Annotated in this window: 17 protein-coding genes; 5 read left to right on the top strand and 12 right to left on the bottom strand. The window is 44.0% G+C overall.

The window, feature by feature from the left end:
• The first annotated feature begins 105 nt into the window (after nucleotides 1-105).
• Both F6J90_RS33030 and F6J90_RS33025 read left to right on the top strand, forming a co-directional pair.
• Nucleotides 106-1,026, top strand: coding sequence for a metallophosphoesterase (locus F6J90_RS33030; RefSeq protein WP_293103776.1), 921 nt, complete (start codon nucleotides 106-108; stop codon nucleotides 1,024-1,026).
• Between the two features lie 96 nt (nucleotides 1,027-1,122).
• Nucleotides 1,123-2,346, top strand: a complete 1,224-nt coding sequence (locus F6J90_RS33025; RefSeq protein ID WP_293103773.1) for an FAD-dependent oxidoreductase — start codon at nucleotides 1,123-1,125, stop codon at nucleotides 2,344-2,346.
• On the opposite strand, the gene F6J90_RS33020 is transcribed toward F6J90_RS33025, so the two are convergent.
• Nucleotides 2,343-4,559 (bottom strand): glycosyltransferase, encoded by a 2,217-nt coding sequence (locus F6J90_RS33020; RefSeq protein WP_293103770.1) that lies wholly within the window; start codon nucleotides 4,557-4,559, stop codon nucleotides 2,343-2,345. The genes F6J90_RS33025 and F6J90_RS33020 overlap by 4 nt on opposite strands.
• Nucleotides 4,560-5,171: 612 nt before the next feature.
• Here F6J90_RS33020 and F6J90_RS33015 point away from each other — a divergent pair.
• Both F6J90_RS33015 and F6J90_RS33010 read left to right on the top strand, forming a co-directional pair.
• Complete coding sequence (locus F6J90_RS33015; RefSeq protein WP_293103767.1) at nucleotides 5,172-5,444, top strand: DM13 domain-containing protein; 273 nt, start codon at nucleotides 5,172-5,174, stop codon at nucleotides 5,442-5,444.
• A gap of 126 nt (nucleotides 5,445-5,570) precedes the next feature.
• A complete protein-coding gene (locus F6J90_RS33010; protein ID WP_293103764.1) occupies nucleotides 5,571-5,783 on the top strand; it encodes a DM13 domain-containing protein in 213 nt (70 codons plus the stop codon).
• Nucleotides 5,784-5,822: 39 nt separating this feature from the next.
• Here the strand turns inward: F6J90_RS33010 and F6J90_RS33005 are convergent, their stop codons facing one another.
• The 11 genes from F6J90_RS33005 to F6J90_RS32955 all read right to left on the bottom strand — a co-directional run bounded on the left by F6J90_RS33005 (nucleotide 5,823) and on the right by F6J90_RS32955 (nucleotide 22,895).
• On the bottom strand, nucleotides 5,823-7,037 hold the full coding sequence (locus F6J90_RS33005; protein WP_293105263.1) for a bifunctional sterol desaturase/short chain dehydrogenase: 1,215 nt from the start codon (nucleotides 7,035-7,037) through the stop codon (nucleotides 5,823-5,825).
• A 349-nt stretch (nucleotides 7,038-7,386) separates the two neighbouring features.
• Nucleotides 7,387-8,136, bottom strand: coding sequence for an ABC transporter ATP-binding protein (locus tag F6J90_RS33000; RefSeq protein ID WP_366513956.1), 750 nt, complete (start codon nucleotides 8,134-8,136; stop codon nucleotides 7,387-7,389).
• 480 nt (nucleotides 8,137-8,616) lie between these two features.
• Nucleotides 8,617-8,826: a hypothetical protein gene (locus F6J90_RS32995; protein WP_293103761.1), complete on the bottom strand. Its 210-nt coding sequence runs from the start codon at nucleotides 8,824-8,826 to the stop codon at nucleotides 8,617-8,619.
• A 201-nt stretch (nucleotides 8,827-9,027) separates the two neighbouring features.
• A complete protein-coding gene (locus F6J90_RS32990; protein ID WP_293103758.1) occupies nucleotides 9,028-9,537 on the bottom strand; it encodes a chemotaxis protein CheW in 510 nt (169 codons plus the stop codon).
• A 621-nt stretch (nucleotides 9,538-10,158) separates the two neighbouring features.
• Nucleotides 10,159-13,935 carry a response regulator gene (locus F6J90_RS32985; RefSeq protein WP_293103755.1) on the bottom strand — a complete coding sequence of 1,259 codons (3,777 nt, stop codon included), beginning with the start codon at nucleotides 13,933-13,935 and terminating at the stop codon, nucleotides 10,159-10,161.
• A gap of 107 nt (nucleotides 13,936-14,042) precedes the next feature.
• Nucleotides 14,043-17,096: a methyl-accepting chemotaxis protein gene (locus F6J90_RS32980; protein WP_293103753.1), complete on the bottom strand. Its 3,054-nt coding sequence runs from the start codon at nucleotides 17,094-17,096 to the stop codon at nucleotides 14,043-14,045.
• A 226-nt stretch (nucleotides 17,097-17,322) separates the two neighbouring features.
• Complete coding sequence (locus F6J90_RS32975) at nucleotides 17,323-20,376, bottom strand: methyl-accepting chemotaxis protein (protein WP_293103750.1); 3,054 nt, start codon at nucleotides 20,374-20,376, stop codon at nucleotides 17,323-17,325.
• A 131-nt stretch (nucleotides 20,377-20,507) separates the two neighbouring features.
• Complete coding sequence (locus F6J90_RS32970; RefSeq protein WP_293103747.1) at nucleotides 20,508-21,053, bottom strand: chemotaxis protein CheW; 546 nt, start codon at nucleotides 21,051-21,053, stop codon at nucleotides 20,508-20,510.
• A gap of 29 nt (nucleotides 21,054-21,082) precedes the next feature.
• Nucleotides 21,083-21,448 (bottom strand): response regulator, encoded by a 366-nt coding sequence (locus F6J90_RS32965; RefSeq protein ID WP_008186495.1) that lies wholly within the window; start codon nucleotides 21,446-21,448, stop codon nucleotides 21,083-21,085.
• A gap of 98 nt (nucleotides 21,449-21,546) precedes the next feature.
• Nucleotides 21,547-22,755, bottom strand: a complete 1,209-nt coding sequence (locus F6J90_RS32960) for a response regulator (RefSeq protein ID WP_293103742.1) — start codon at nucleotides 22,753-22,755, stop codon at nucleotides 21,547-21,549.
• Complete coding sequence (locus tag F6J90_RS32955; RefSeq protein ID WP_293103739.1) at nucleotides 22,752-22,895, bottom strand: hypothetical protein; 144 nt, start codon at nucleotides 22,893-22,895, stop codon at nucleotides 22,752-22,754. The genes F6J90_RS32960 and F6J90_RS32955 overlap by 4 nt, the downstream gene beginning before the upstream one ends.
• 531 nt (nucleotides 22,896-23,426) lie before the next feature.
• On the opposite strand from F6J90_RS32955, the gene F6J90_RS32950 reads away from it, so the two are divergent.
• Nucleotides 23,427-24,680, top strand: a complete 1,254-nt coding sequence (locus tag F6J90_RS32950; protein ID WP_293103736.1) for an FtsX-like permease family protein — start codon at nucleotides 23,427-23,429, stop codon at nucleotides 24,678-24,680.
• Nucleotides 24,681-24,862: the final 182 nt, after the last annotated feature.

The following is a 24,862-nucleotide window of genomic DNA, read 5'->3' as shown; positions in this document are numbered from 1 at the left end:
GTGTAATTCTTAAGAAACTATTTTAATTATATTTTTTACTTATCTCTTTGTTTATCCTATTTCTATATTAAATTCCGGAAATATTACTAAATATTACTTCCCCTCATGACAACTCCTCGATTGTATCTGCCCAAACCCCGAGAGGCGGTGGGCAACTATCTCAGAATCATTTCGATCAATGATGTTTACGACATCAAGAATTATCCCTACGTGGAAACAGTGATTAAATCCCTGAAGGAAACATCGGAATATGCCGTGGTGATTGCCTGCCTCAGCGGAGACTTTCTCTCTCCTTGTTTAATTACCTCACTTGATGGCGGTAAAGCCATGCTGGACGTGCTCAAGGTAGTCAACATTGATTATATTTGCTTGGGCAACCATGAATTCGATGTGACCGTGGATGTCCTAGGTGAGCGTTTTAAAACCTACGAAGGGAAATGCTTAAATAGCAACATCTTGGACTTGCCAATTGTGGATGCCAGTGGTCAGCTGCTTCCGAAATATGACATTGTTGAAGTCGGTTCTCGTAGAGTTGCCTTTGCTGGATTTTGCACTAGTAAGATCAATACTTTCCGACCCGGGGCGAACCTAACCATTCAACCGATCTTTGATGCGTTAAAAGAAACCTGGTCTAAGTGTTCCAATGACGCAACCATGCTGATTCCGCTGACCGATCAGACCATTGCCGAAGATCGGGAACTAGCCACGGGGATCGAGCAAGATGACCAACTTAGTGGTAAGGTTCCTGTAATTGTTGGGGGGCACGAGCATGAGATTTATATTGAGAAAATTGAGCGGAGTCTGATTGTTAAGGCTGGTGCTGATGCTACTAATGTGGTTGTTGTTGATGTCTGGTGGGATGCTTCCGAGCAGTGGCATAGTGCTGTTCATCTGTTACCAGCCAGCCATTTTGATGCCGATCTCAAGGTCCAAAAGTTTGTAGAAAGTACCGAAAATTTTCTAGGTTCGCTGATGGATGTGGAAATTTTTGAGGTGAAAGAACCCATGTCCTCTAAACGGACGTGATTCCAACCCGAAAAAGTGGCCTCAACCCTATGTTCTTATATCAAGAAAAGCTTGAATAATTTCAATCTAGTGATTCTCCAGGATTGCAGTAACTCTATGTTCAAACTTAATCGCCGTAAATTTTTATTGCGTAGTGCCTTAACCTTTGCTACTACAACAATCTATGCTCAAGTTAAAGCCCAAACCTCAAGCACTCCAGGAAAATTAAAACCAGGGTTGCCACCTCAGAAAACGATCGTTGTAGGGGCTGGGGTCTCTGGTCTGGTAGCAGCCTATGAGCTGGCGGCAGTGGGTCATACAGTGACGGTTTTAGAAGCCCGCGAGCGAGTGGGCGGTAGAGTTTTAACTCTGCGGGGTCATTTTAGCGAAGGACATTTCGTGGAAGCAGGAGCCGCAAGGATTCCTCCAGATCACGATCTAACCCTTGCCTATATTAAACACTTCGGTTTAGGTCTAAAGCTTTTTTATCCCAGGGAAGGGCTTTACATTAGGTGGAAAGATGGTCAACGGACCCTAGTTTCTGCCGATGAATTAGCCAGATCCTGGCCAAAAGGACGAATATTGGAATGGACTAAGATTGGGCGGGGTTCAGATCGGTTGCCACAAGCTTTTGCCACGGCTCTAGCCGGGAAAATTAATATTGGTGATGCCGTCACTCGCATCGAACAAACATCTCTAGGGGTTAGAGTTTTTTGTAAATCTGGACGGCAATACAATGGGGATTCTGTACTTTGCACTGTACCTATGCCGGTGCTGGGACAGATCGCTTTTAATCCGCCACTGTCTCCTCAAAAACAGATGGCTTTTTCGGGTGGTTACAACTATCGCCCTGCTACTCGAATGTTTGTGGAATTTCCCGAACGTTTCTGGGAAAAAGAAGGTTTAAATGGTTGGGGTTTATTTAGCGATCGCCCTGAAGAACTGTGGCAACCCACTTGGGATAGTCCCGGAAAAACAGGGATTTTGCATTCCTATCTAAAGGGGGAAGCTGCTCTAGCTATGGATGCTCTAGACCCAGAGCAAAGATTAGCTCAATTACTACAGCAGTGGGAAGAGATTTTACCTGGAGTTGGTAACTATCAGCTGAGTGCTATAACTCATTCTTGGACGAATGACCCTTGGTCGAGGGCAGGTTGGGCATATCCGAGTAAAGCTCAAGAAGACAATTTGTTTAATGAACTCAGACGTAGAGAAGGACGAATTTATTTTGCTGGAGAACATACCTCTTCTACTAGGGGATGGTTACAGGGGGCATTAGAATCTGGACTAAGGGCTGCTAAACAGATTCATCAGGCAAGATCAGAACCCATATCTGGTTAAAGGATTCGGTTTGGCTGACATTCCGCACGACGTACTGTCTTACCCTGGCGATCAAATAGCACTCGCGGTTTCAGCAAAATCTTAAACAACAGTAAAAGCGATCGCATTTCTGATGGACTTTCCCGTCGCTGCCATCGACCCGGACGACAAAAGAGCATTTCTACCAAAGTGCGATGCTGTTGGAGAGTTAATGGGTCAAACATAATCCGTAGACTAGCTTCCTCACCACTGTTGTCAATTTCAGTAACTAGTCCTGACAACTGTAGCTTTTCCTCGATCATCTCTAGTCTCACTGGCAACTGTTCAGTAGCAGTGTTTCGGGTATCTAATCGTAAATCAGCCACCTCCGTCAAGGCCACTTGAGCACCAATTTCTGAAATCTTGGTGGTCATACCCCAGACGGTCTGATTTCCGATCTCAAGCCGCACCACTCGGCGCAACTTGAACCACTGGTAAAGGTCAGGATTGGGGACATCCAGTACAATCAATAAAGCAATACCCAACATGATCAGGTTATAGATACTCCAAATCCAACCTAGACTCAGACCTTGAATCATCTGAGCGTCAGTAGCTGATATCCCACTCCCCCAATACATCACAGAAGTACTCAAATTCATCCATAGGCTCACTGCTGTCGCGATAAATAGGATAATCAAAGGCAATCCCAACTTGGAGTTAAACACAAAGCGATCGCGTTTTACGCCTTTGGGTGTGACCTTAAATCCTTTGCCAAAGGGATTCAGCATGACTTGTATCACTGTCATGCTCAGAGGAACACACCAAGGCAATGAGTAAATATCCGACAACAATCCTGACCGGGAACGAAGGTTTAACCAGGAAAAAACTGTGAGCTGTATCAGATAATAAGGTAGCAAGAAATACAACAATTCAGCAGCCGTTGCTTGTAAGGGAATCACCCCTAGAAATGAATAAGCTAGGGGCATTAACAGGAATCCGAAGCGAGATAAACCGGTAAACCAATTTAGTAATCCATCTAAATGGGCTAGCCTTTGGATTGGTTTTAACCCCGGAATAGTTAGAGGGTTGGCATCAATAAAAAATGCCTGTAATGTTCCTTGAGCCCACCGCAATCGTTGAGCTACATGGGCAGCAATATTTTCTGCGGCTAAACCAGCACTAAGTTTTTCATCTAAATAAATAACCTGGTAACCCATCGCTGCTATCCGAATACCAGTAAAGTAATCTTCAGTCAAAGAATCGGTTACAAAACCACCAGCTGCTTCTATAATATCACGTTTCACAACAAAGGAAGTTCCGGCACAAACCACACCGCCAGCACCATCGCGGATGGGCTGAACTTGCCTATAAAATACCTCTTCTTCTGGCAATAGCACATCTTCTAAACCTAAATTGTAGGCAATCGGGTCAGGATTATAAAAGCTTTGAGGAGTTTGGACTAATCCCACATTACTATTTTTAAAAAAACCTACGGTGCGAGTCAGGAAATTTTTAGTTGGGACAAAATCCGCATCAAAGAATACAATCAAATCCCCTGAGGTTTTTGGAATAGCATGGTTTAAGTTTCCCGCTTTGGCATAAGAATTATCTGGACGAGTGATATAGTTACACCCCAATTCAGCAGCTAGCTCTTTGACATTTTGACGTTTGGTATCATCTAGTAAATAAACGTTTTTGTTGTCATAATCTATCCCTTGACAACCCATAATTGTTCGCTTTAAAATAAAACAGGGTTCATTATAGGTTGGGATTAAGATATCCACAGAAGGATTAAACCTTCCTGAAATCACATCTATTGATAACTGGGAAGCCTGAGCGCTACGGTTTTTGACCCTTAACATTAAAAATAGCTGGATAATACTGCTGGTTAGCAACAACATTTCCAGTAAAAATAATCCTAGGCTAAAGACACCATTAAGGGGATCCACTAAATTGAGGGTAGAGAAGATTCGCCAGAGCAGATATCGTCCCAATAGTGCTAGCAAAATCCCCACCACTAAATTTCTAGACCAAGTGCGAGGACGGGGAGAGATTTTCGTGACCCCCAGCACAACTACCATTAAGATAATTGTTGGCAGTAATAAGTAGTGGTGCTGAGTCACCATTGGTGCTTCCAGCCACATCGGTGGGTTTCTTTGCCAGATATACAGCTGAGCAAATAGCTGGGTAATCTGCCCCTGACCAGTCAACCAAGCTAGAGCGATCGCACTGAAACAAGTAACTAGAATCAGCATCACGACCGTTGCAGCTCGTAACCTAAATACTCGTTTGTTAGAAGAACACCTAGAGTTTGGGTAGCTCACTTTGGGAACTGTCATGTCTAAAAACAGGTATAGCGCTGTGGGCAGGGAATAGGGAATAGGACATTAAAAAGTGTGGTAGTATAAAGGTTATAGCAATTATTTGCCCCTTGAATTTGGAAACACTATTACACCCATTATTGTCTCATAACTTGTCATTTTAAACTCAACCAAACTAAGAAAATAGTATGTGACTAATCTAGATAATATTGATAATATATTAATATAACCTGAGCTAAATATTAAAATTTACTTAAATTACCAAGTTTGGGATATGATAAGAAACAAACTTTTTGATGAGCTAGAGTTGATAATTATTCACTAAATTTCTTAACCAAAACTCATGCTACTGCCACCGAAGACTAGACATAAGAGCAAATAGAGTAATCTTTCCACGAGATAGATAATCTGATCAAACTTAACTATTTAGCCATCTTTGGTGCTACTGCCTTTTTAAGCGTAGGTTGTGTAGCAGGAGTACCTGGGAATCAGAGTACTGTTCAGGCAAAACCCTCTACCTCTACGTCTAGGACAACCAAGATTGATGTGTCCACTGTTCCAGCTGCTGAACCAGCGAGAACAGTGGCACAGGCAACAAGCAGATCAGGAAATTTTGTAACAGCAGCCCATTCGACTCAAGGCATGGTAAGTTTAGTCACAGACAATGGACAACGTTACCAAAAGTTTGACGAAACCTTTAAGACCGACAACGGACCCGATTTAATGGTGCTGTTGCACCGCCAAACTGTCCCCAAATCCTACAGTAAGGAAAATTATCTACTGGGGAGGTTGAGAGAAAAGAATACCCCGTCCTCTTAGGTCGGGGATGAATTTTCGACAATGTTAATATAGGAGATAAGGATCTCAAAAAACTGGGTATTGACCCTACTAAGCTACCTCCGGTGCGGGGGAAAGTTACGCCCTAGGAGATAACAGCCAATTAGGTTGTGCCTGGGAATCCCCATTCCTGCGACGGATGGGGAAGTTCAAGAAAGTCTTGGTCGTCTTCAGCAGGTCAGTGGCACTCAACGGTACCGTATCCCTGCTGATGTTAATCCAGAAGACTTTAACTCTGTAGTAATATGGTGCCGTAAATTCAACGTTACCTTGGCCTTTCAGCCACGCTACGCGAACGGCTACGCCACCCTTAGTAATTAGTACCACTAATTAGTAGCAATTAACGCAAGTTGCTAAGGACTAATGAGTAAACAGCCTATAGTACAGGCTGACAAAAAATTCCTTGACTGGAAACGCTAAATAGGTTATAGGATTAATCGTCACAATGATGTTACGCACATCACGAGTCGCTAGATTAAGGATTTGCTGGGCTACCCAATCCGCTGACATGACCCCAATCGGATTGAGATTACTTTTAAATGGTCCAAGGATTAGTTTACGTACTACACAAGGAGCATCTAGACGACGGAGGGTAACTAGGTCTCCTAGGGTTCGTTTGCTCAGTTCATACAATGGACTAAAGGCTGGACTAACTTCCGCTTCCGAAGTATTAACCCAAACTTCCTTGCGAGCAATATCTGCGTTCGTCCGAACAGTGGATAAAAACATCTCCAGCAACCGCCAACTTGATAATGTGTTGACCTCGTAGGATTTTGCGATCGCATCGGCTGTCCGTTCTTGATGAACATTGATGCCGTGATTGAGAATTAGAATATCCACATTTTCCAAATGTGGAGCTAGTTCGGACTCTTTACTCACTTGCCAAGTGAAGGTTTTTACTGGCAAGCTTTCACCATTGACACTTAACGTAACAGTTTGTTCTTGGGAGGTCAGAGCAATCAATTTTGCTCCCCGTTGCTGGAGATGGTACAACAGTGACTGTCCCAAAGTTCCCGATGCTCCCGTCACTGCAATAGTTTTCCCTTGGAGCGATAGTGCTGTCCCCATCAGTTTGTCTACTAAAGTCAATGTGCCGCCATAGTAAGCCTTTTGGTTATCAAAGTGATGTCGCCAATGGTAGCTGCGATTTACCATCCAACAGGAAGGAGGACAGAGGAATGGACCCGGAAGGTGGGTTCCATCAGTCAACTTATCAGCTCCCTTGATGCCATAGCCACGAGCGATCGCACCAAATAGAAATACCATCGAGTACACAGAACCAGCCAAAGCTGCCCAATGCAGATCTGGTGTCCAGGTATAAGCCAACCACCATAGCACCAAGCCTAAGATTAGCATAACCAACGCTTCTGGCACATCATTACGCCAGTGCGCCTGTCGATAAATGGTATCACTGACAGCAGTTAAATCCTGACGGAAGACCCGATGATGCCACACATGCAAGCGATACAGAGGTGTCCAGTGATGGGACAGGAGGTGATAGAAGTCTCGCACCAGTTCTACCCACAGAATAGAACCCAGTCCCAAAACCCCTATAGCTAGCCAGAAATTTACCATAAACATGATTATGATGCCTAGAGTGAACAGTAATTTGTCGTGTTGGCAAATTGCCCATTCACATCATAATGATGCAGGTACAAATAAAACTAAGATGCTGAGGGTGAACCATTAACACTCACCCCTCACCCCTCAACTTTCAACTTTCAACTTTCAACTTTCAACTTTCAACCTTGGCCAAAAGGCCACGCGTTCGCTGAAAGCGGGACTTCGTCCATCGCCTTCAACCCTGGCCAAAAGGCCACGCGTTCGCTGAAAGCGGGACTTCGTCCATCGCCTTCAACCTTGGCCAAAAGGCCACGCGTTCGCTGAAAGCGGGACTTCGTCCATCGCCTTCAATCTTCCACCTTCAACCTTCAACCTTCAACATACCATCTTCCATATAAGACACTTGGTCAGCTACATCGATAATACGAGGATCGTGGGTTACCATCAGCACTGTGCAGCCTTTTTCCTTAGCCAGACGACGCAGCAACTCAATGACTGTATGACCACTGTGAGAGTCCAAGGCTGCCGTTGGCTCATCTGCCATAATTAGCGGTGGCTCTTTAGCTAAAGCCCGCGCGATTGCTACCCGTTGCTTCTGTCCCCCTGACAAGTCACTCGGTCTAAGATGTCCTTTCCCCTCTAAACCAACCTGCTCTAATAACGTTTTTGCCTGCTGTCGAGCATTTACCCCCCGAATTCCCTTAATGTTTAGCACAACTTCCACATTCTCTGCTGCTGTCAGAGCCGGAAATAGGTTGAAGTGTTGGAAAATAAAGCCAATGTGTTCCCGTCGAAACTCTGCCAGCTTAGTTCTAGACATACTGGTAATTTCTTGACCCAGTAAATAGACTTTTCCCAGTGTCGGGGTCAGTAATCCCGCCAATATTGACAAAAGGGTAGTCTTGCCAGAGCCAGACGGTCCCATTAAAAGTTGGATATCACCACGTTTGACTTCCCAGTCTATTCCTTTGAGGACTTGAACACGGTTTTGTCCTGACTGGAAGTCCATCTGCACCCCTTTAGCAAGAATGGAGCGTATACCATACTTAGGTAAATCTATAACTTTAGATACTTTAGAGCCGCCCTTAATCAGTTTTTTGGGAAACACCATATATTAAAAATTAGCAGCACCCTTTGACTATACTCTTAGGTCGTACTGCTGGAAATTGACGACTCCCCATCGCTAAAGCTAGGGGATTCTGGCAGATTAATTTATATAGCTGCGAGCTAGACTGAATAGAAACGTTTTGTTTCACATCAGAGGGACTCGCCATCAGTCCTACTGCTGGAGATAAGACTTACTATGCTACATCTTATCTCTAGATGCGTTTTGTCGGATACTTGTTCCAACTGCTTCTACTTCACCCTTATAGTGGTGACATACTCCCACACTGACTCTTTGAGTTCAGTGTGGGCTTCTTGCCAACTCCACCCATCGGTTAGGATACAAGGCCGTAGGCCACGCGGGGCGCGAACGGCAAGCTTTATTAACGATACGGGATGCCCCGACCCACCGGAACAGTACAAAAAAAAAGTTCGATTTTAAGTTAGTAGGTGGCGGTTAGCTCTTAATTTGTGTTCCCTACTATTTTCAGTATAGACGATAAAATTCCTCTCCGCCATTCATCCCACAGTCATGGCGTAGCATTGAGATGTGGGGCATAAGAGCGGATGACGCTAAGACCGATGATTCTGCTTGGTTGGTTTTTTGGCAACAAGGTTTTTTGACTTGGTTATCGACAAAGCGCGTTTTTGATGCTAACAACTTCTTGGCACAATTCCCAGAAAAAGGCTCTCCCATAGGAAGCTCATCAAGCACGGATAGAGCGCGGGACTTCCCGCTTAACCTTTAATTCTGGCAGATAGCCATTACATAATTTGAAGTATAACAGAAATCTCATCCACTGGGACTATCCCCATCCCATAAAGCTAGGGGCGAAGATAGCTGATTGCTGATTCCTCAATGCTTCACCCCTTTTCCCTTTCCCTGTTCACCTTTTCCCTATTCAGAAATCCAAGGCAGCAATTGATTAACATCTAGCAAAAAGACTGTCAAAGATGTATTTTCTTGGGGAATCACCGCAACATGACTAGCAATTCCTAGGGTATCAGCTTGACGAAAAGACTCTGGTAGGGTACGAATATCAGTCACGGAAACCTCTATCAAATTCGGTGTTTTGAGTACAGGGATACCAAATCCTTCACCCCTCGTATTTTGAGCAATCAGCAGGAAACGTCCTGGGTTAGAAGTGTTGATTTGGCTAGATTTAAATAACCGGCGATGCAAGTCGATAATAGGAATTTCCTGATCATCGATATGGGCAATGCCAATATCATTGAGTCCACTGCTATAAACAGTTGTATAATTAATTACTTTTTTTACACACTCAATCGGAAATGCGAAATTGATGTTGTCTATTCTAAAGACCACTAATTTCAATAATGATGTAGCATTCTGATTTGGCGATAGATAATTATCATTAAGCTGGGAGTAAATTAAGTTATTTTTCATGATGTCGAATTCATCGTGTTTAAAGAAGTATGAATGATGAAAGATTCCAAGTCTTATGATCAGGATTTGGAAGCAATAGGAATTGAATGGAGTAATATCATGTCAAGGTAAGCATTCAGCTATCAGCTCTCAGCTCTCAGCTCTCAGCTCTCAGCTCTCAGCTTTGAGCTTTTAAATAAAACAAGTAAGCATTCGTTTAATCTTTGTTACGTCAGCTGAATGCTGACGGCTGACGGCTGACGGCACCTCAAGTAGCGTGAGCTTTTAGCTGACGGCTGACGGCTGAATGCTTACATGTCAAGATAATTACCCTTAATAAAAATCTCCCCATCTCCTCATCTCCTCATCTCCCCATCTCCCCATCTCCCCACACTTCCCACCCTCCCTCTAATTATGGGTATTCAACCAGACTTGAAATAACTCACCAGACTAAGTTTGTCAACTTAGGATTAAAAGTATAATGATGCACGATAATTCAAGGATCTGGGTGCAAGTAACTGATTAGTCGTGGACACCCCTCAAGAAGCTAATTGCTTATTGCTTTGAGCTAAAGGCTGATTAGGAATGGCTGATAGCTGTTCGCCTAGCGTGCGCTTAGCACATTAGCTGATAGATTAATACTTAAAATTCAGATTTACTTTGTTCAATAATGTTTTTGATTTTTCCAATAAAATCTTGTTCAATATAAGGTTTAGTAAAGTAAGCGTTAGCACCCAAATGCATTGCCAAACGCTGATGTTTTTCACTGCTACGGGATGTAAGCATTGCTATAGGAATTTTTGATAACTGAGGGTCTTGGCGACGTTGACCAAGAAACTCAAAACCGTTCATATTCGGCATTTCAATATCACAAATTATCATCTGGACTTTGGAACTTTGCCGCAATTGTTCCAAGGCTTCCTGTCCATCCCGAGCCTGTAAAACTCGGTAACCCGCTTTTTGCAAGCTCATAGCCAAGGTTCGTCGTAAACCTGTAGAATCATCCACAATTAAAATTGTGGGAAGTGGAGAAGTTTTAGCAGGAGTTTGAGTCAGGTTAACCGATGACTTTTTCTTAGTGGTAGCTTCGAGTATATTGGACAAGGTTCTCGGTTTAGTCTCTTCCTGGCTTTGAGCTAAAAATTGCTCTAGCAGGGCGTTACCATCTATCACCGGAATTAAACTACCATCCCCCAAGATGGTACAACCATAGGTATAACTGGGAGCCGCAAGGGCTTTGCCAAAGGGTTTAATCACTAGCTCTTGCTCTGTGATCACGCGATCGATTTCTAACGCAAAAGCCTGCTGCTCTCGACGCATTACTACCAGAGGTAATGCCCAATCTTCAGGAGTGGGGACATAGACTAAAGCTTTGCTAGGAGTGGTTTCCCTGACTGGACAGTTATATTCCAAAAGATCAGACATGGTATAAGTGGGAAGCATTTGTCCGCGCCAGAGCAAAAACCGTTTTGTCCCAGATTTTTGCATCTGATCCCCCTTGGGAACCACAATTTCTTCAATACTGTCTGATGGTAAAGCGATAACAATTGGACCGACTGTAGCAATTAGTAATTTAGCAATGGTTAGAGTTAACGGTAGGCGTAGGGTAAAGGTTGTACCCTTACCTGGAGATGAGGTGACAGAGATTTTACCTTTGAGAGCTCGAATTTGAGAGCGTACTACATCTAAACCTACTCCCCTACCAGACAGTTCACTGACTTGAGCTGCGGTGGAAAATCCTGGCTCAAAAATCATCTTTAACAGGCGGGATGGAGGAGCTTTAGCAATTTGTTTGGCTGACAACAATCCCTTGACCAATACTTGCTTACGAATGCGTTCAATATTGAGACCTTCACCGTCATCCTTAACTTGAATGATGGTTTGATTGCCTTTATGGTAAGCCCGAATTTCAATTTGTCCTTGCTCTGATTTACCTCGTTTCCGCCGAATTTCAGGGGATTCAATGCCATGATCAAAAGCATTCCGGAGTAAGTGTAGTAAGGGGTCATAAAGTTTTTCCAGCACTGCTCTATCTACCAAAACCCCTGTACCAGAAAGCTTGAGTTTGGCTGGCTTGTGGTGTTGGGTAGAAAGATCCCGTAAAGCCCGGGGAAAGCGGTTGAGTACTTGACCCAGAGGCAACATCCGCGCCCACATCAGCTCGTCTCGTAGCTGAGAAAGCATTTGCCGCTGTTGTTCCAAGGTCTGATCAGACTGCTGGGCAAATAGGGTTATATCCCCCACCGCTTCTTTAAGTAGCATCATTTCTTCTTGTAGTCCTTGGATCAAAGAATGGACGTTGCTATAGCTATCCATTTCCAAGGAATCAAACAGGGGTTTGTTCAATGGGTCTGACTCACTCTCTAGGCTCTTTTGGCCTGACCACGTTACCGATTGCTGGGGTAAGTTTCTCTCACGGACAGAATTTGTTTCTTGCTGATTCCACTCATTCTTACTAAGGGAGGCAAAGCTAGGATTTGAGACCATTGATCCAGCACTTGAGGCACTCGCTAGACTCTGATCAGATAAGTCTTGTAATTGACTAACAATGGTTTGACAAAGGTCAAATCTTTGGGTAAGTTCCCGCACTGCTACTTGTAATTGTTCATTTTGGAGGCCAATACTATTGCGGTTGATCACTAGTTCCCCTACCAGATTGTTCATCCGTTCTAGTCGCTTTAAGTTCACCCGGACTGAACTCTCAGGGGAAATAGAGGTTGGACTTTGGCTGGGATGCTCTGACGGCTTAGGAGTAGGTTGATTAGGTCGAGTAGGTTGATGCTGCTGGGATTTAGCCGATTGAGTGGTTTGGTTGATAGCTAATTCATTGGCTAAGAATGCGGCTGCTGGTAACGTTGGTGGTGATGGAACATCTGCTTTAGGCATATCCTGGAGCGGTGGCAGGCTTTCAAAGATTTGTTCAATCTTTTCCACAGCGGCTTCCAGGGTTTTTGGTACCTCTAGGGATGAGTTCTTCAGGGGAGCAGAAGCAGTGCTTGATGGATTGGGCGAGTTCGCTACTGGTTTAGATCCTGGGGTAGGGTCAGCCTTAGATTTACTCAGGTCTTGCTTCGAGCCTGGGACAGTTTCTGCGGTCGGGGAAATGGTTTCCTCTGGGAAAGATGCTTCTGCTTCTTGGACTGGGTTAACTTGATCCTCTGAAGGCGTAGATTGATCAGATGGTAGGTCAAGACTTGCTTGCCCCAAGTCACTAGTTCTGAGATCAGCAAGAATCGGTGGGGTTAGAGGAACTTCCTCAGCTGGCAGGTTCACTTGGGGCTGCTGGGCAGTGGTTTCCTGGGCTAGAGCAAAGTCTTCAAAGAGTAAGCTCTGTTGATATTGGTTAAAGTTGTTAAAAATATCAGTAACATCAGCTGAGTCGGTAACCTTCCAAGATGGTTTGTCTTCAGTTGCTTGATCTAGGTCAGTTTCCTGATGGGCAACAGTGGGTGAGGTCTCGAAAGTCTCTTCGGCTAGTGGATTCAGTTGGGATGCTTGGGTAGCCGTTTGCTCGGATAAGGTAAAGTCTTCAAAGGAATTGCTTGCTTCGCCTAGGTTAAAGTCACTAAAGATATCTTCAAATTCAGAGGTGGTATTTAGACTATTTGTGATGTCATTAGCTGGAGCGGCAGGGGCTTCTGTTAAAGCCACTAGAGCAGTCGAGGGATTTCCCCCTTGAGTGCGATCGCCTGCTAGTACAGCAGCTCGTCCTGTTGTAAAATCAGCTAGAGCCAGTTCAATAATTTTCAAGACTTGGTGGGGATTTTGCTCTACTGCCGCTACAGCCGTTTGGGCAATCGCTCCAAATCCGGACAAGTTCAGTAACTCGGCAAAGCCAGCAAATACCTCTGCTTGTGCCTTTAATTCCCCCACGACCTCATAATTTTGGGGATTGGCTAAAACCGCAGCAAGACGTTCTAGTCCCTGAGCCACATCAACCTCAAAAATAGAGGATACAATATCAATACCTAAGTCACCGGAACTAGGAATGTAGTTATCAACCTGTGTTAGGGCATCACCAAGTCGTTCTTCAATCTGGGCATAAGTGGATTGAGCCCTGGCTAGGGCTTGCTCTGGGTCAAAATAGCCTTGCTCAATTTGCTGGATGAGGGGATTGCGGAGGCAGTCATAAGCTTTGAGCAGCAAGCTTTCTAGCTCAGTATCCAGTTCTACCTCTTCGCTGTAGAAAGCCTTGAAGATATCTTCGAGACGATGAGCCAAGGTTTTAATTGCCTCTAGCCCAACACTGGCAGCACCTCCCTTAATGGAGTGAGCGGCTCGCATTAAATCGTGGATCTTAGCCGTGGTTCGTTCTTGCTGGAGAGTCAGTAAGCCTGTCTCGATCAGTTGCAACAGCTCTGGTGCCTCTTCGATAAAAAACTGATAGGCTTGGTCTTGGATCTCAGAGTGAGTTGCCATGGTTCTTCATTGGTCATTGGTCAACATAAAATTGGTAATTGGTAATTGGTAATTGGTAATTGATAATTGGTAATTAACAAAATACTAATGACTAAAATGACACGACACTAACTCACCTTGAACTTGCCCACACTATCTTGCAGTTGCTCAGCCACTTTGAGCAGTTGTTTGAAGGAGTTAGATACTTGGGTGACTTCTGTGGAGGTTCTATTCGCGATCTCTGCTACGTCAGTCATAGTTTCAGTCACTGATTCGCTGGCTTGGGTTTGCTCAACAGCTGTGATGGCAATTGCTTTGACCAACTCATTTATCTTCACCGTTACGGCAGTAATCTGATTCAAACTCTGGCGGGTATCATCCACCAGTTTAGTCCCAACTACCACTTGCTCAGTTCCCTCTTCCATAGCAGCTGCCACCTCATTGGTTTCCGCCTGAATGTCTGCTACCAGCTTTTCAATTTCCGCCGTTGCCTCCGCCGATTGATGGGCCAAGGCTCGTACTTCATCAGCAACTACCGCAAAGCCTCGACCGGCTTCCCCAGCACGAGCAGCCTCAATAGCGGCATTGAGGGCTAACATATTAGTTTGCTCAGCAAAGCCACTAATCAGGTTGACTACCTTAGAAATCTTTTGGGACGATTCCCCAAGGCGTTTGACCTTCTTAGCCGTACTACCTACAGTTTCCCGAATCGCCATAAAACCTTCTACAGTGCGGTTCATAGCAGCATCCCCAGCTTCCACCGTTTGAGCTGCTTGTTTAACTGCGGCTTCGGCTTCAGAGGCACTGGCAGCCACAGAGCGAGTTGAGACTGTCATGTCATGAATTTTTTGTAAAGCATTAGCAATTTCCTCCGCCTGTCGTAAAGCTTCTGTGGATAGCTCTCGGATGGCTGCTTCATCTTGACTAGTGGTGGTGGTTACTTGCTTGCTTGCCTGTTGCACTTGCAGTACAAGTTTCCGCAAGCTTTCGATGGTAGTATTGTAGGAATCGGCAATAGTGCCCAATTCATCGGCAGTCACCTGGGCTCGAATGGTGAGGTCTCCTTTACTAACTGGCTCTACTTCCATCAACAGTTCTAGAGCACGCTTTTGCAGCTCCTCTTTGATCTGGCGCTGTTCCTGAGCAAGATTTTCTGCTTCTTGGCGGGCTGCCTCCATTTTTTCTAAGGACATGGCTCGCTCCATAACATTGCCCAGCTGAAGAGATAACTGCGTCAGGAAACTGATTTCAGACTCTTGCCACTGGTGTGGGGCGGTACAATGATGAGCAATAAGTAAGCCGTAAAGTGTTTCTCCGTGGACAATTGGTGTCACTAAATTGGCTTTGATTTGCAATCGTTCCATCAACTTCTCGTGGTCAGGATGGAAACCTGCTTCAAAGACATTGTTGGTGGCAATGACACGCCCATGTTTGTAGCCATCAAGCAACTGGTGTGGAATACAAGCATCTTCAATTTTATTCTCAATCCTATCCTCAACCATATTTTTAATTGCTGTGGGCCAACCGGGTTGAACTGTCTCGAATCCAATGTAGCCACTACCATCAGGATTCAGGCGGTAGATAACTACCCGGTCGGCATTCAATTGATTGAGAGCTTTTTCCACCGCTTCTTGGAAGACACCTTTGAGGTCGAGAGATTTGTACATGGGGGTAGCAGCAAGGTTAATAATGACTTGTGTCTGATCTGCCTCTCGACGTATCAGGTTTTCCTGACTGGTAACATTCTCAGCCATTTCATTAAACGTCCTGGCTAGCTTACCGATCTCATCTTTAGTGATCAGATTGCTTCGGACTTGGCGTGACCCTTGAGCAAATTGCTCGGCTAAGTTTTGCAACTGCTGGATAGGTTTAGCAATGGCTCGTCCTAGCAGCATAGCTAGTAATATATCAACAGTCACAGCCAAGATCACTACTACCAACTTTAGCAGTAGGTTGTCGGTGAGGAGGAAGTTGAGTTGAGCTTCTGAGGTTCCCCTTACCAAAAGGGCAACTGGCTTACCACTAAAATTATTTAGCGTCCTGGCAGCGACTGTATAGGTTTGCCTCCCTATATTGATGCGTTTGGTAATCGGATTACCCTGAGCTGCTACCGCTTGATTCAGGAAAGGGGTATCGGGCAAGGAGACATTCGGTTGAGCTTCTGCTAAATTGGTACTTTTACCCTGGTCTAAGGCAGTTACCAAGGCGAATTGACCATCGGGTTGACGTAGATATACCGCACTATAACCTCCCCCAAAAGACTTTAGGGTATCCTCGACGATAGGCAGCTTGCCATTGACAATATCCCCAGAAACCAGTACTCCCAAAACTGCCCCTGTGTCGGTGGCTCTAATCGGTGTTACGGTGTAGCGAATCAAGAGATTGTTTTGCTGGACAATGCCAGCAGGTAGGAAGGGAGACTCTTTCGCAAACTCAGACCAGCTGACCAGTTCACTAGTTTTAATTTGCTGAGGATTTTCCAGAACCTGACTGACTAAGTCATTGGGATCGAAAAACTCCCCAGTTCGATCAGCATTAGCATTGACAATAATTCGCCGATCCTTTCCCACCAACGTGGCATATTCAATCCGACGAGTCTGGATTTCATGCTGGAGAATATCTTTCACTTGTTTGAACAACCCGGGGGTTAAGGGTTTGCCTTGAGCATGGGTTTGAACCGCTTGAATAATTGCGCTATTGTGAGATTGTCCCCGAAAGCCAAACCCCATCTGATTAATTTTGATATTATAGATAATATCCATAACCGCCAATTCTGATTTGGCTTGGTTGATTAATTGAGCACGACCTCCTGTAACAATCAAAAAAGCCCCCACACCTGCTAAGCCAACCACGGAGATCACTTCTGAAGTGAACAGGGCTAGAACCTGCTTACCTTGTATGGGCAGGTTATAAAACCATTTCCAAAATAAAGATGGAAGTCTGTGGGCTGGTGCAATCTTTGACTGGATTAACTGGGGTAGTGGTAGCAGTGATTTACCCAGTTTAGTTTTCAGGGTAGATGTTGACAGGCGCAAAGTTTGGTGGCTGCCAGTATGACCATTATCAGAAAATTGATCAGATAAATTATCAGAAAATTTATCTGATAATTTAATATCATGATTATCAATCTGGTGACCATTGTGCTCCTTAAGGGAGTTATTATGAGGAGGGATTTGAGTCATGGAATACGCCCAATTAATTAAAAATCAGTAGTTTCTCGTTGTGAAGAGGTCCAGGGTTTGGACATTGTTGCCACCATTGCCTAACTCGGGGTGACTGAAAAATTTCAGGAGTTACAGCCATAGAATTCCCAGTCAATCTTGTTGAGATCACAGTTGCTTTGAAAATGGCAATTAAGAATTAAGAATTAAGAATTAAGAATAAAAAATTAACAATTGACTAAGAACACTAACTCACCTTGAACTTGCCTACACTATCTTGCAGTTGCTCGGCAACTGTAAGCAGTTGTTTAAACGAGTGGGATACCTGATTAGCTTCTATGGAGGTATGATTAGCGATCGCTGCCACATTAGTCATAGTCTGAGTCACTGAAACGCTTGCTTGAGTTTGCTCAACAGTTACGGTAGCGATCGCTTCGACCAACTCATTAATCTTGACCATTACTGCAGTGATTTGATTCAAACTCTGCCTGGTGTCATCCACCAGTTTCGTTCCTCCTACCACTTGTTCAGTACCAGCTTCCATGGCAGCTACCACCTCATTGGTTTCCATCTGGATTTGTGCCACAATTTTTTCGATTTCTGCGGTTGCTTCTGCTGATTGATGGGCTAAGGCTCGCACTTCATCCGCAACCACCGCAAAGCCTCGACCTTCTTCCCCAGCACGAGCTGCCTCAATAGAAGCATTTAACGCTAGCAAGTTGGTTTGAGCTGCAAAATTACTAATTAGGTTAACTACTTTAGAAATCTTTTGGGACGATTCCCCAAGGCGTTTGACCTTCTTGGCAGTGCTGCCTACAGTTTCCCGAATCGCCATAAATCCTTCTACAGTGCGGTTCATAGCAGTATCCCCAGCTTGGACTGTCTGAGCCGCTTGTTTAACTGCAGCTTCAGCTTCAGAGGCTCTAGCAGCCACAGCTTGAGTTGAAGTCGTCATGTCTTGAATTCGTTGTAAAGCTGCAGTAATTTCCTCCGACTGTCGCAAGGCTTCTGTGGATAGTTCTCGAATCGCTGCTTCATCTTGAGTAGTGGTGGTGGTAACTTGCTTGGTTGCCTGTTGCACTTGCACCACAAGTTTCCGCAAGCTTTCAATGGTAGCGTTGTAGGAATCAGCAACAGTTCCCAATTCATCGGCGGTCACACGGGCACGGATCGAGAGGTCTCCTTTACTAACTGGGTCTACTTCCATCAGCAATTCCAGTGCGCGTTTTTGAAGCTGCTCTTTAGCAGTCCGTTGCTCGGCTTCAGCAATTCTTTGCCGTTCCAAGAGGTTGATCCGGTCAAGGGTTAGTCCCACTTGGTTAGCTACTTGGGTTAAGAAATCGATTTCCGAAGCTTGCCAGGTTCGAGGTTCACTGCATTGGTGAGCAATTAATAAGCCTAAGAGTTCCCCTTCAACGACAATCGGGGTAACTAAATTGGCTTTGACCGCAAAGGGTTCTAACTGCTTCAGGTGACACCGAGTCAGACCAGCTTCATAAATATTGGGTGTTGCCTTAACTCGACCTTGGATGTACTTATCCACATAATTTTTTGCAAAGCAAGGGTCAGCAATTTCCGCACCGAGAGCCTGGGGCCAACCCGCAGCCACGGATTCCGCAATGACAGTACCTTTCCAATTGGGATCAAAGCGATAGACAATCACTCGATCCGCATCCAGGGCTTGTCGGCTCCCTCGCACTACCATATCCAGGATCTCTTGGAGGTCAAGGGCTTGAGTTAGCTGAATGGTAATGTCTTTGAGTTGCTTAGCACGCTTAGCCTCAAGGCTTTGGTCTTGTACCAGAACTTTAATCCGGGCTACTAGTTTATTAAAGGTGTGAGCCAAGGTTTGGGTTTCTGTGGTACCACTCGGTTGAGCAATCGCATCTAAATTACCCGCAGCCACCTCCTTGGCTGTATCAGACAATTGACTTAGAGGAGCAGATAGGCGGCGGGATAAAAGCAGAACAACTACCAGAATCACTGCTCCCAAGGCTAGGGCTATTAAGACAAACGCTAAGATTAACTCATTACCAGCGCTTTGCTGTTCTGATTTGTCCACGGAAGCAACGGATACCCAATCCGTTTGTGGGTTAGTCACAATGGTATAGAACTTATCTTTATAGAGGAAGTAAACAATTTTTACCTGCTTTCCCGTTTTATTCGTATAGGTCGAAAGTCTTGCTTCCTTTAGTGAATACTTAGCTTTGAAGCGATTGAAGTCTTGCTTAGTATTAATAGTTAGCTGGGTCGGTGCCTGGACTAAAAACTTAGCAATCTCCCAAACTGCTTCACCCCCAATGATCTCCTCCTCATCCAGACTACCTTGAGGGGTGAGCGTACTAATTACCATGCCTTGGCTAGTGTCTATCAGCTGCACTTGTTGGGAACCCATCAATCCGATATGTTCTAGATAAGGGAACAGTTGCTCTAATTGATTCATGGGTAGCACAGCTTTAATCACCCCAAGAAATTCTCCTGATTGAGGATCCTTGATTGCCTGAGCTAGATCAAAACCAAAGACATTAGCTGAATCATCAAAGTCCAGTTCACTGACCCAACGGCCTTGACGCTTGGCTTGTTGCCACCAGTCTTCATCCCTTTGCACAAAGTCAGAGGTGAGATTACTATAAGCAATGTTGTACCCATAGCGGTCAGTGACAAATAATTCCCCTAGACCTAAATCGTTGACGATTCTCTTTAAGTAACGATTGAGTTGTGGATTGGGTTGGAGGAGCTTTGTGTTTTGAAAACGCAATTCAATCTCGTCAATAGCCAGTTTCTGAAGTTCTTGCTGTTGTGCGCTTTTGCTACTAGCATGAGCTGCATTGATGACTAAAGGATTACTCGCTAATAAGGTTGGTACAGTAAAGGTATCCTTAATCAGTTGGCTAGCTGCTTCACCAGCAATTAGAGCTTGCTCCTGCTGCTGTAATTTATTTCGCTCTTTGTCATGGTCGTGAACAATTCTGTAACTTACTAGACTAGCCAGAGTCAGAGGAATCAATACCGTTGGCATAATCGTTGTCAACAACTGGCGGCTGAGAGTATTTTTATTACTCTGATTTTTTTTTTCAGTTTTGACCAGTTCCAGAAGCTGATCTGCTACGTTGATATCTTGGTCTGGCAAATGGTTTATCTTGGTCTCAGGTTCTGTTAACTCTTGAACAACCCGCAATTTAACGTTAGGAATAGTTGACTCAGGCAAAAGTGTCTTAACCAGCGCCTTTTGGGATTTTGCCATATCATTATTATTTGGCTTTTTGGCATTATAATTAAAATTATTCGTTTCTTTTTTCATGATTAAACACTTAGTTTTGATTCCCGTAAATTTGTAATTATTGTAATAATTTATTAACTTAAACAGTATAATTATTTATGATGATTAATGAGGAAATACTACGAGTAGGTAAAAGTCGCTGAATATTATGATTAACACATGGTATCAAAAATTAGTTTTCCATCAAAAACTACTAGCATTTCACCACCATGTTTCAGCCAATATCCCTGTAAAAACTTTGCCAATTCAGGATTCATGCTTGATGACGGCAGAGGTTGAATCAAATCGGGATTGCACCATTCAATGTCCTCTACCCGGTTGACGACCAACCCTAGCATTTGGTTGTATTTAACGGACTTAGGATCATGAGACTGGATATGCAACACTAAGGAGGTGTAGTGTGATGTATTTACCGGTTGCTGATGCCAAGGAGTTAGTCCCACAATGTGTCCGAGATCGACCATCCAAAGAACTTCACCCCGCCAGTTGTAAACACCCATCACCCAAGGTGGCATATGGGCAATTGGAATAATTTGACCAACAGCAATGGTCAGCACTTCAGTCAGCTGATTAATTGGCATTAAAGCAGTAGTATCAGGTACCAGATGAAACCGCAGAAACTGCTGTCTAATTTCATTCGCAGCAGTTTCAGTGGCTGATGACGGGGAAGCTAAAGCTGGGACAAACTTGGATACCATGATGATCTCTCTTTCTTTATAGCTCAGATTTAGCCCTTGACCAGTTGGTTAATTATTTTTAGGAGTTCTGCGTTATCAACAGGTTTATACAGGTAAGCATCTGCTCCCTGCTTCAACGCCCAAAATTTATCCATTTCAGTATCTTTGGTGGAGCAGATTATCACAGGTATTTGGCTTGTCTTAGCTTCATTTTTAAGGGTTCGACAAATTTCAAAACCACTGCGATCCGGAAGGACAACATCAAGGACAATCAAATCCAGCTGATTACTGCTAATTTTTTCTAGGGCTTCTGATCCATTATGGGCAGTTAATACATTAAACCCATTTTCCTTGAGATAACCTCTGAAAATTTCTAGATCAGTTAATGAATCTTCAACAATTAATGCGGTAACCATTTTTATCCGATTTAAATAACTCTAAAATTATAATCAAGTAAGCAAGTGTTTAAACATATTTTTTTGTAAACACTTAAATTTCGGCTATCTAGTCAATTCTAATTAACTTGTTTAAGATGTTTAATGATAACTCTCAATACCTCTTCAGGATTGATGGGTTTACTCAGAAAATCTGAGGAGCCAACCATCTTAGCTCTCACACGGTCGATGATGCCGTCGTTACCGGTCAAAATCACGATCGGAGTATTGCGGAAAAAGGAGAGCCTACGCAATTGACCGCAAATTTCATAGCCATTAGCATTTGGCATGACTAGATCTAAAAATATCAACTCTGGCTTACTAGCTAACAAAGTAGCGATCGCCCTAAGTGCATCATTAATAGCCACAAAGCGATAGCCTTCTGAGGTAAGAATTTTTTCCATGCTTTGGCAGATCAGGGGACTATCATCCACGCAGGCAATCAAAGGTTTCTGCTCAGGTACAGTTTTTACCGATGTTTCGTTCGGAGGTAGTGAAACTGGAGCAGGTAAATCCGGAATATCTATTAGTTCCACTAATCCTGATTGCAGGTGAGGCAGAATCGACAGAGTAACTGCCCTAGCATCCCGTTTCATTAGTATGGCTAAGTCTCGTAGGGTATATTGTCCATTCAACAGCTTGGTCATAGTTTGGTACGCCTGAGGGGATGTTTTAACTCTCAGTTGCTCGGGCTGCCTGATTATTGGTGCCCGATTAGGGCAGCGGTCTGCTACACGAGCACTTTGCCAAGCTTCCCAAAGTTGATCAGCTTCATGGATGACTTGCTCTGCGTCAATCAAGACCAGTGGTTTAAATAATGATGATAATGATGATGAGGAATCTGGTTTGATTTGATAGGTGATCTGCATCCCTTGGGTAACATCAAAAAGTATTTCTACCATGACAGACTGAATCATTTTGACGGCTTGATCACGGGTAACCTTGTGCAGATCTACCCATAGGCATAGCAAATGATAGTCCCAACAGACATTGACATCTTCCCAATTGGTATTAGCTAGATCCTCTTGCAGTGATGAAAGCTGAGCAGATGTCTGAGGACAGTGAATGAGTAGGTTTCTACGCCACCGTCTCACTGGATGAGTCCCTCCGGTAGCATACATGAGGCGACCCATATAAATGTGAAATATCCATTCTTGTTTACTAGGATCACTTAGAATGAGTTGACCGCTAAACCGAGGCTGCTTCAAAATTTCAAACAACCCAGCTTGTTTGACGGAAGTAAACTCTTTGATTGGAATTAGAGGATAATTTTGTTCTATCGCCATCATTGCCTTTGGTTTACCTGATTGCCGTTGTCAGCAAAACTGATTGTCCTAGTGCTGCCATTACCGGAATAATTTGCCGATTGGCAAGAGGCTTTCTTAACCATAGGCAAGAAAAAACACCGGGAACAGTTAAAGACTTTCACCGAGATGCACAAGTAAAATATGATTGATCAGGTAACTGCTAGCTCAATGCTACAGAATTTTATGAGGTTGATGTATCCGTGAGTTTACACAAATTACAAGAGAGACACTATGGGGTATTTACGCATTGACGGAAGTTTTTGATTATTTATGACCTTCTATGCCAGAAAACTACTGAAATGTATCACTCTTGCCACTGAGCTGTGTTGCCATCTTGGCAGGGATTTACAAAAATTTACTGGTTAGTTAATGTTAGTTAATTAAAAGTCTATGAGTTACACTGGCTTTATGACTTTGACTGTAAGCATTCAGAAGAACCCGCTACACCCATGAAACCCTTGCCCTATTAAGTTCTGGAAGCTTTTTAAATCAAGAGAGTATGCCCATGGAATAGTTTTCGTGGCTGGCGCTTGCGATCAGGTCTTCTTCGAACCCAAGGTTGGGAGAAATAACAATTACCAAAAACCCACACCTTACAATTTCTATGCTCTCGGACGTGATATTACTTAAAAGTTCTCTCGGCATAATCTCCTATGGTCTCTATTGCTCGCAAAAACCTCTGGGCAGACATTCCTCGCTTTCTGGTCGCTCAAGCAGGAATTATGTTTGCCGTTAGCTTAGTCACAATCCAAACTGGTCTGCTCAACGGGTTCACTCGCTCTACAGTTCTTCTGATTGAGGGATCCGAGGCAGATATATGGGTAAGTTCTGACCGAATGGTTCAGTTTGAGCTAACCGAGCCACTTTTAAAAAATCAGCTAGATCAAGCTCAACGAGTCAAAGGTGTGGAGCGAGCAGAAGCACTACTGATGGGGTCAGGTCGATGGCGTCCTCTTAAGGGAGATACCAGTCCTGTTAAGTTGATTGGATTTGACCTAGGGGGAAAACTGTTCCAACCTGGAAAAATCACTCGGGGTAGACTGAAGACCCTTAAGGAGCCTTACACGGTTATGGTGGATCAAAGCAGATTACCGACGCTCAATGTGACAGATATCGGTGATACCGCTACGGTTAACTTCTTGCCTGCTCGATTGGTCGGCTTAACCACGGAGAGTCAATCCCTTGTAGCTAGCCCATTCTTATTTACTTCCTTAGAAAATGCCAATACCTATATCAACACCAGCTATACCTCTAAGCTTAACTGCACTGTAGAATCTTCAGATAATTTGCAGTGTACCACTATTTACGAAAAGTCAAAGTCTTTGAATAAGTCTGATGAGTCGGAGATTCCTGAACCTACACCTTTGAGCCTAACAGACCCCATTACCTATATCATGGTAAAGGCTAAACTAGGTCAGGATCTTGAGCAACTCAAGCAGAATTTAGACGCTGCTTTACCCGGGACTCGTGCTTATACGAAGGTTGAGATGGCACGCAAGACCCGAAATTACTGGCAGGTGCGAACAGGTCTTGGTTTTGTATTAGGTCTAGGTGCTGCTGTGGGAGTGATTGTTGGCATGGTAGTGGTCACTCAGATTCTGTATGCCTCGGTTTCTGACCATATCAAAGAGTTTGGTACCCTAAAAGCGATGGGCGCACCGGATCGCTTTATTTATAGTGTTATTGTGGAGCAAGCATTGTGGATGGCTGTTCTTGGTTATCTGCCTGGTATGCTCCTTTGCTGGGGGTTGAGTGTGTGGGTTAAATCAAAAGGAATTATCCTTTTGATCACGCCAGTATCTGCCACAGGTGTTTTTGGCATAACTGTGGTAATGTGTGTAACTTCGGGTTTGTTCGCTATCCAAAAGGTGACTCGTATTGATCCAGCCATTGTATTTAAAGCCTAGAAACCCTGTTGAGTCATATCATGTCCAATTGAATACTTATCATTCTTGGTTGTTTGTGAATTGTTAGTTGTTGTTAATTGTAAATTGTTAATTGACCTTTGACCATTAACAATTTACAATTAACGATTTACCTGAAGACAAATTGATTAACTGGACTCGATATCACCCAGTTAAATTTAACT

The sequence above is a fragment of the Moorena sp. SIOASIH genome (genome assembly GCF_010671925.1).
In the GTDB taxonomy this organism is placed as follows: Bacteria; Cyanobacteriota; Cyanobacteriia; order Cyanobacteriales; family Coleofasciculaceae; genus Moorena.
Note: the sequence above shows the minus strand (reverse complement) of the source record. Positions and strands in the feature narration are given on the sequence as shown.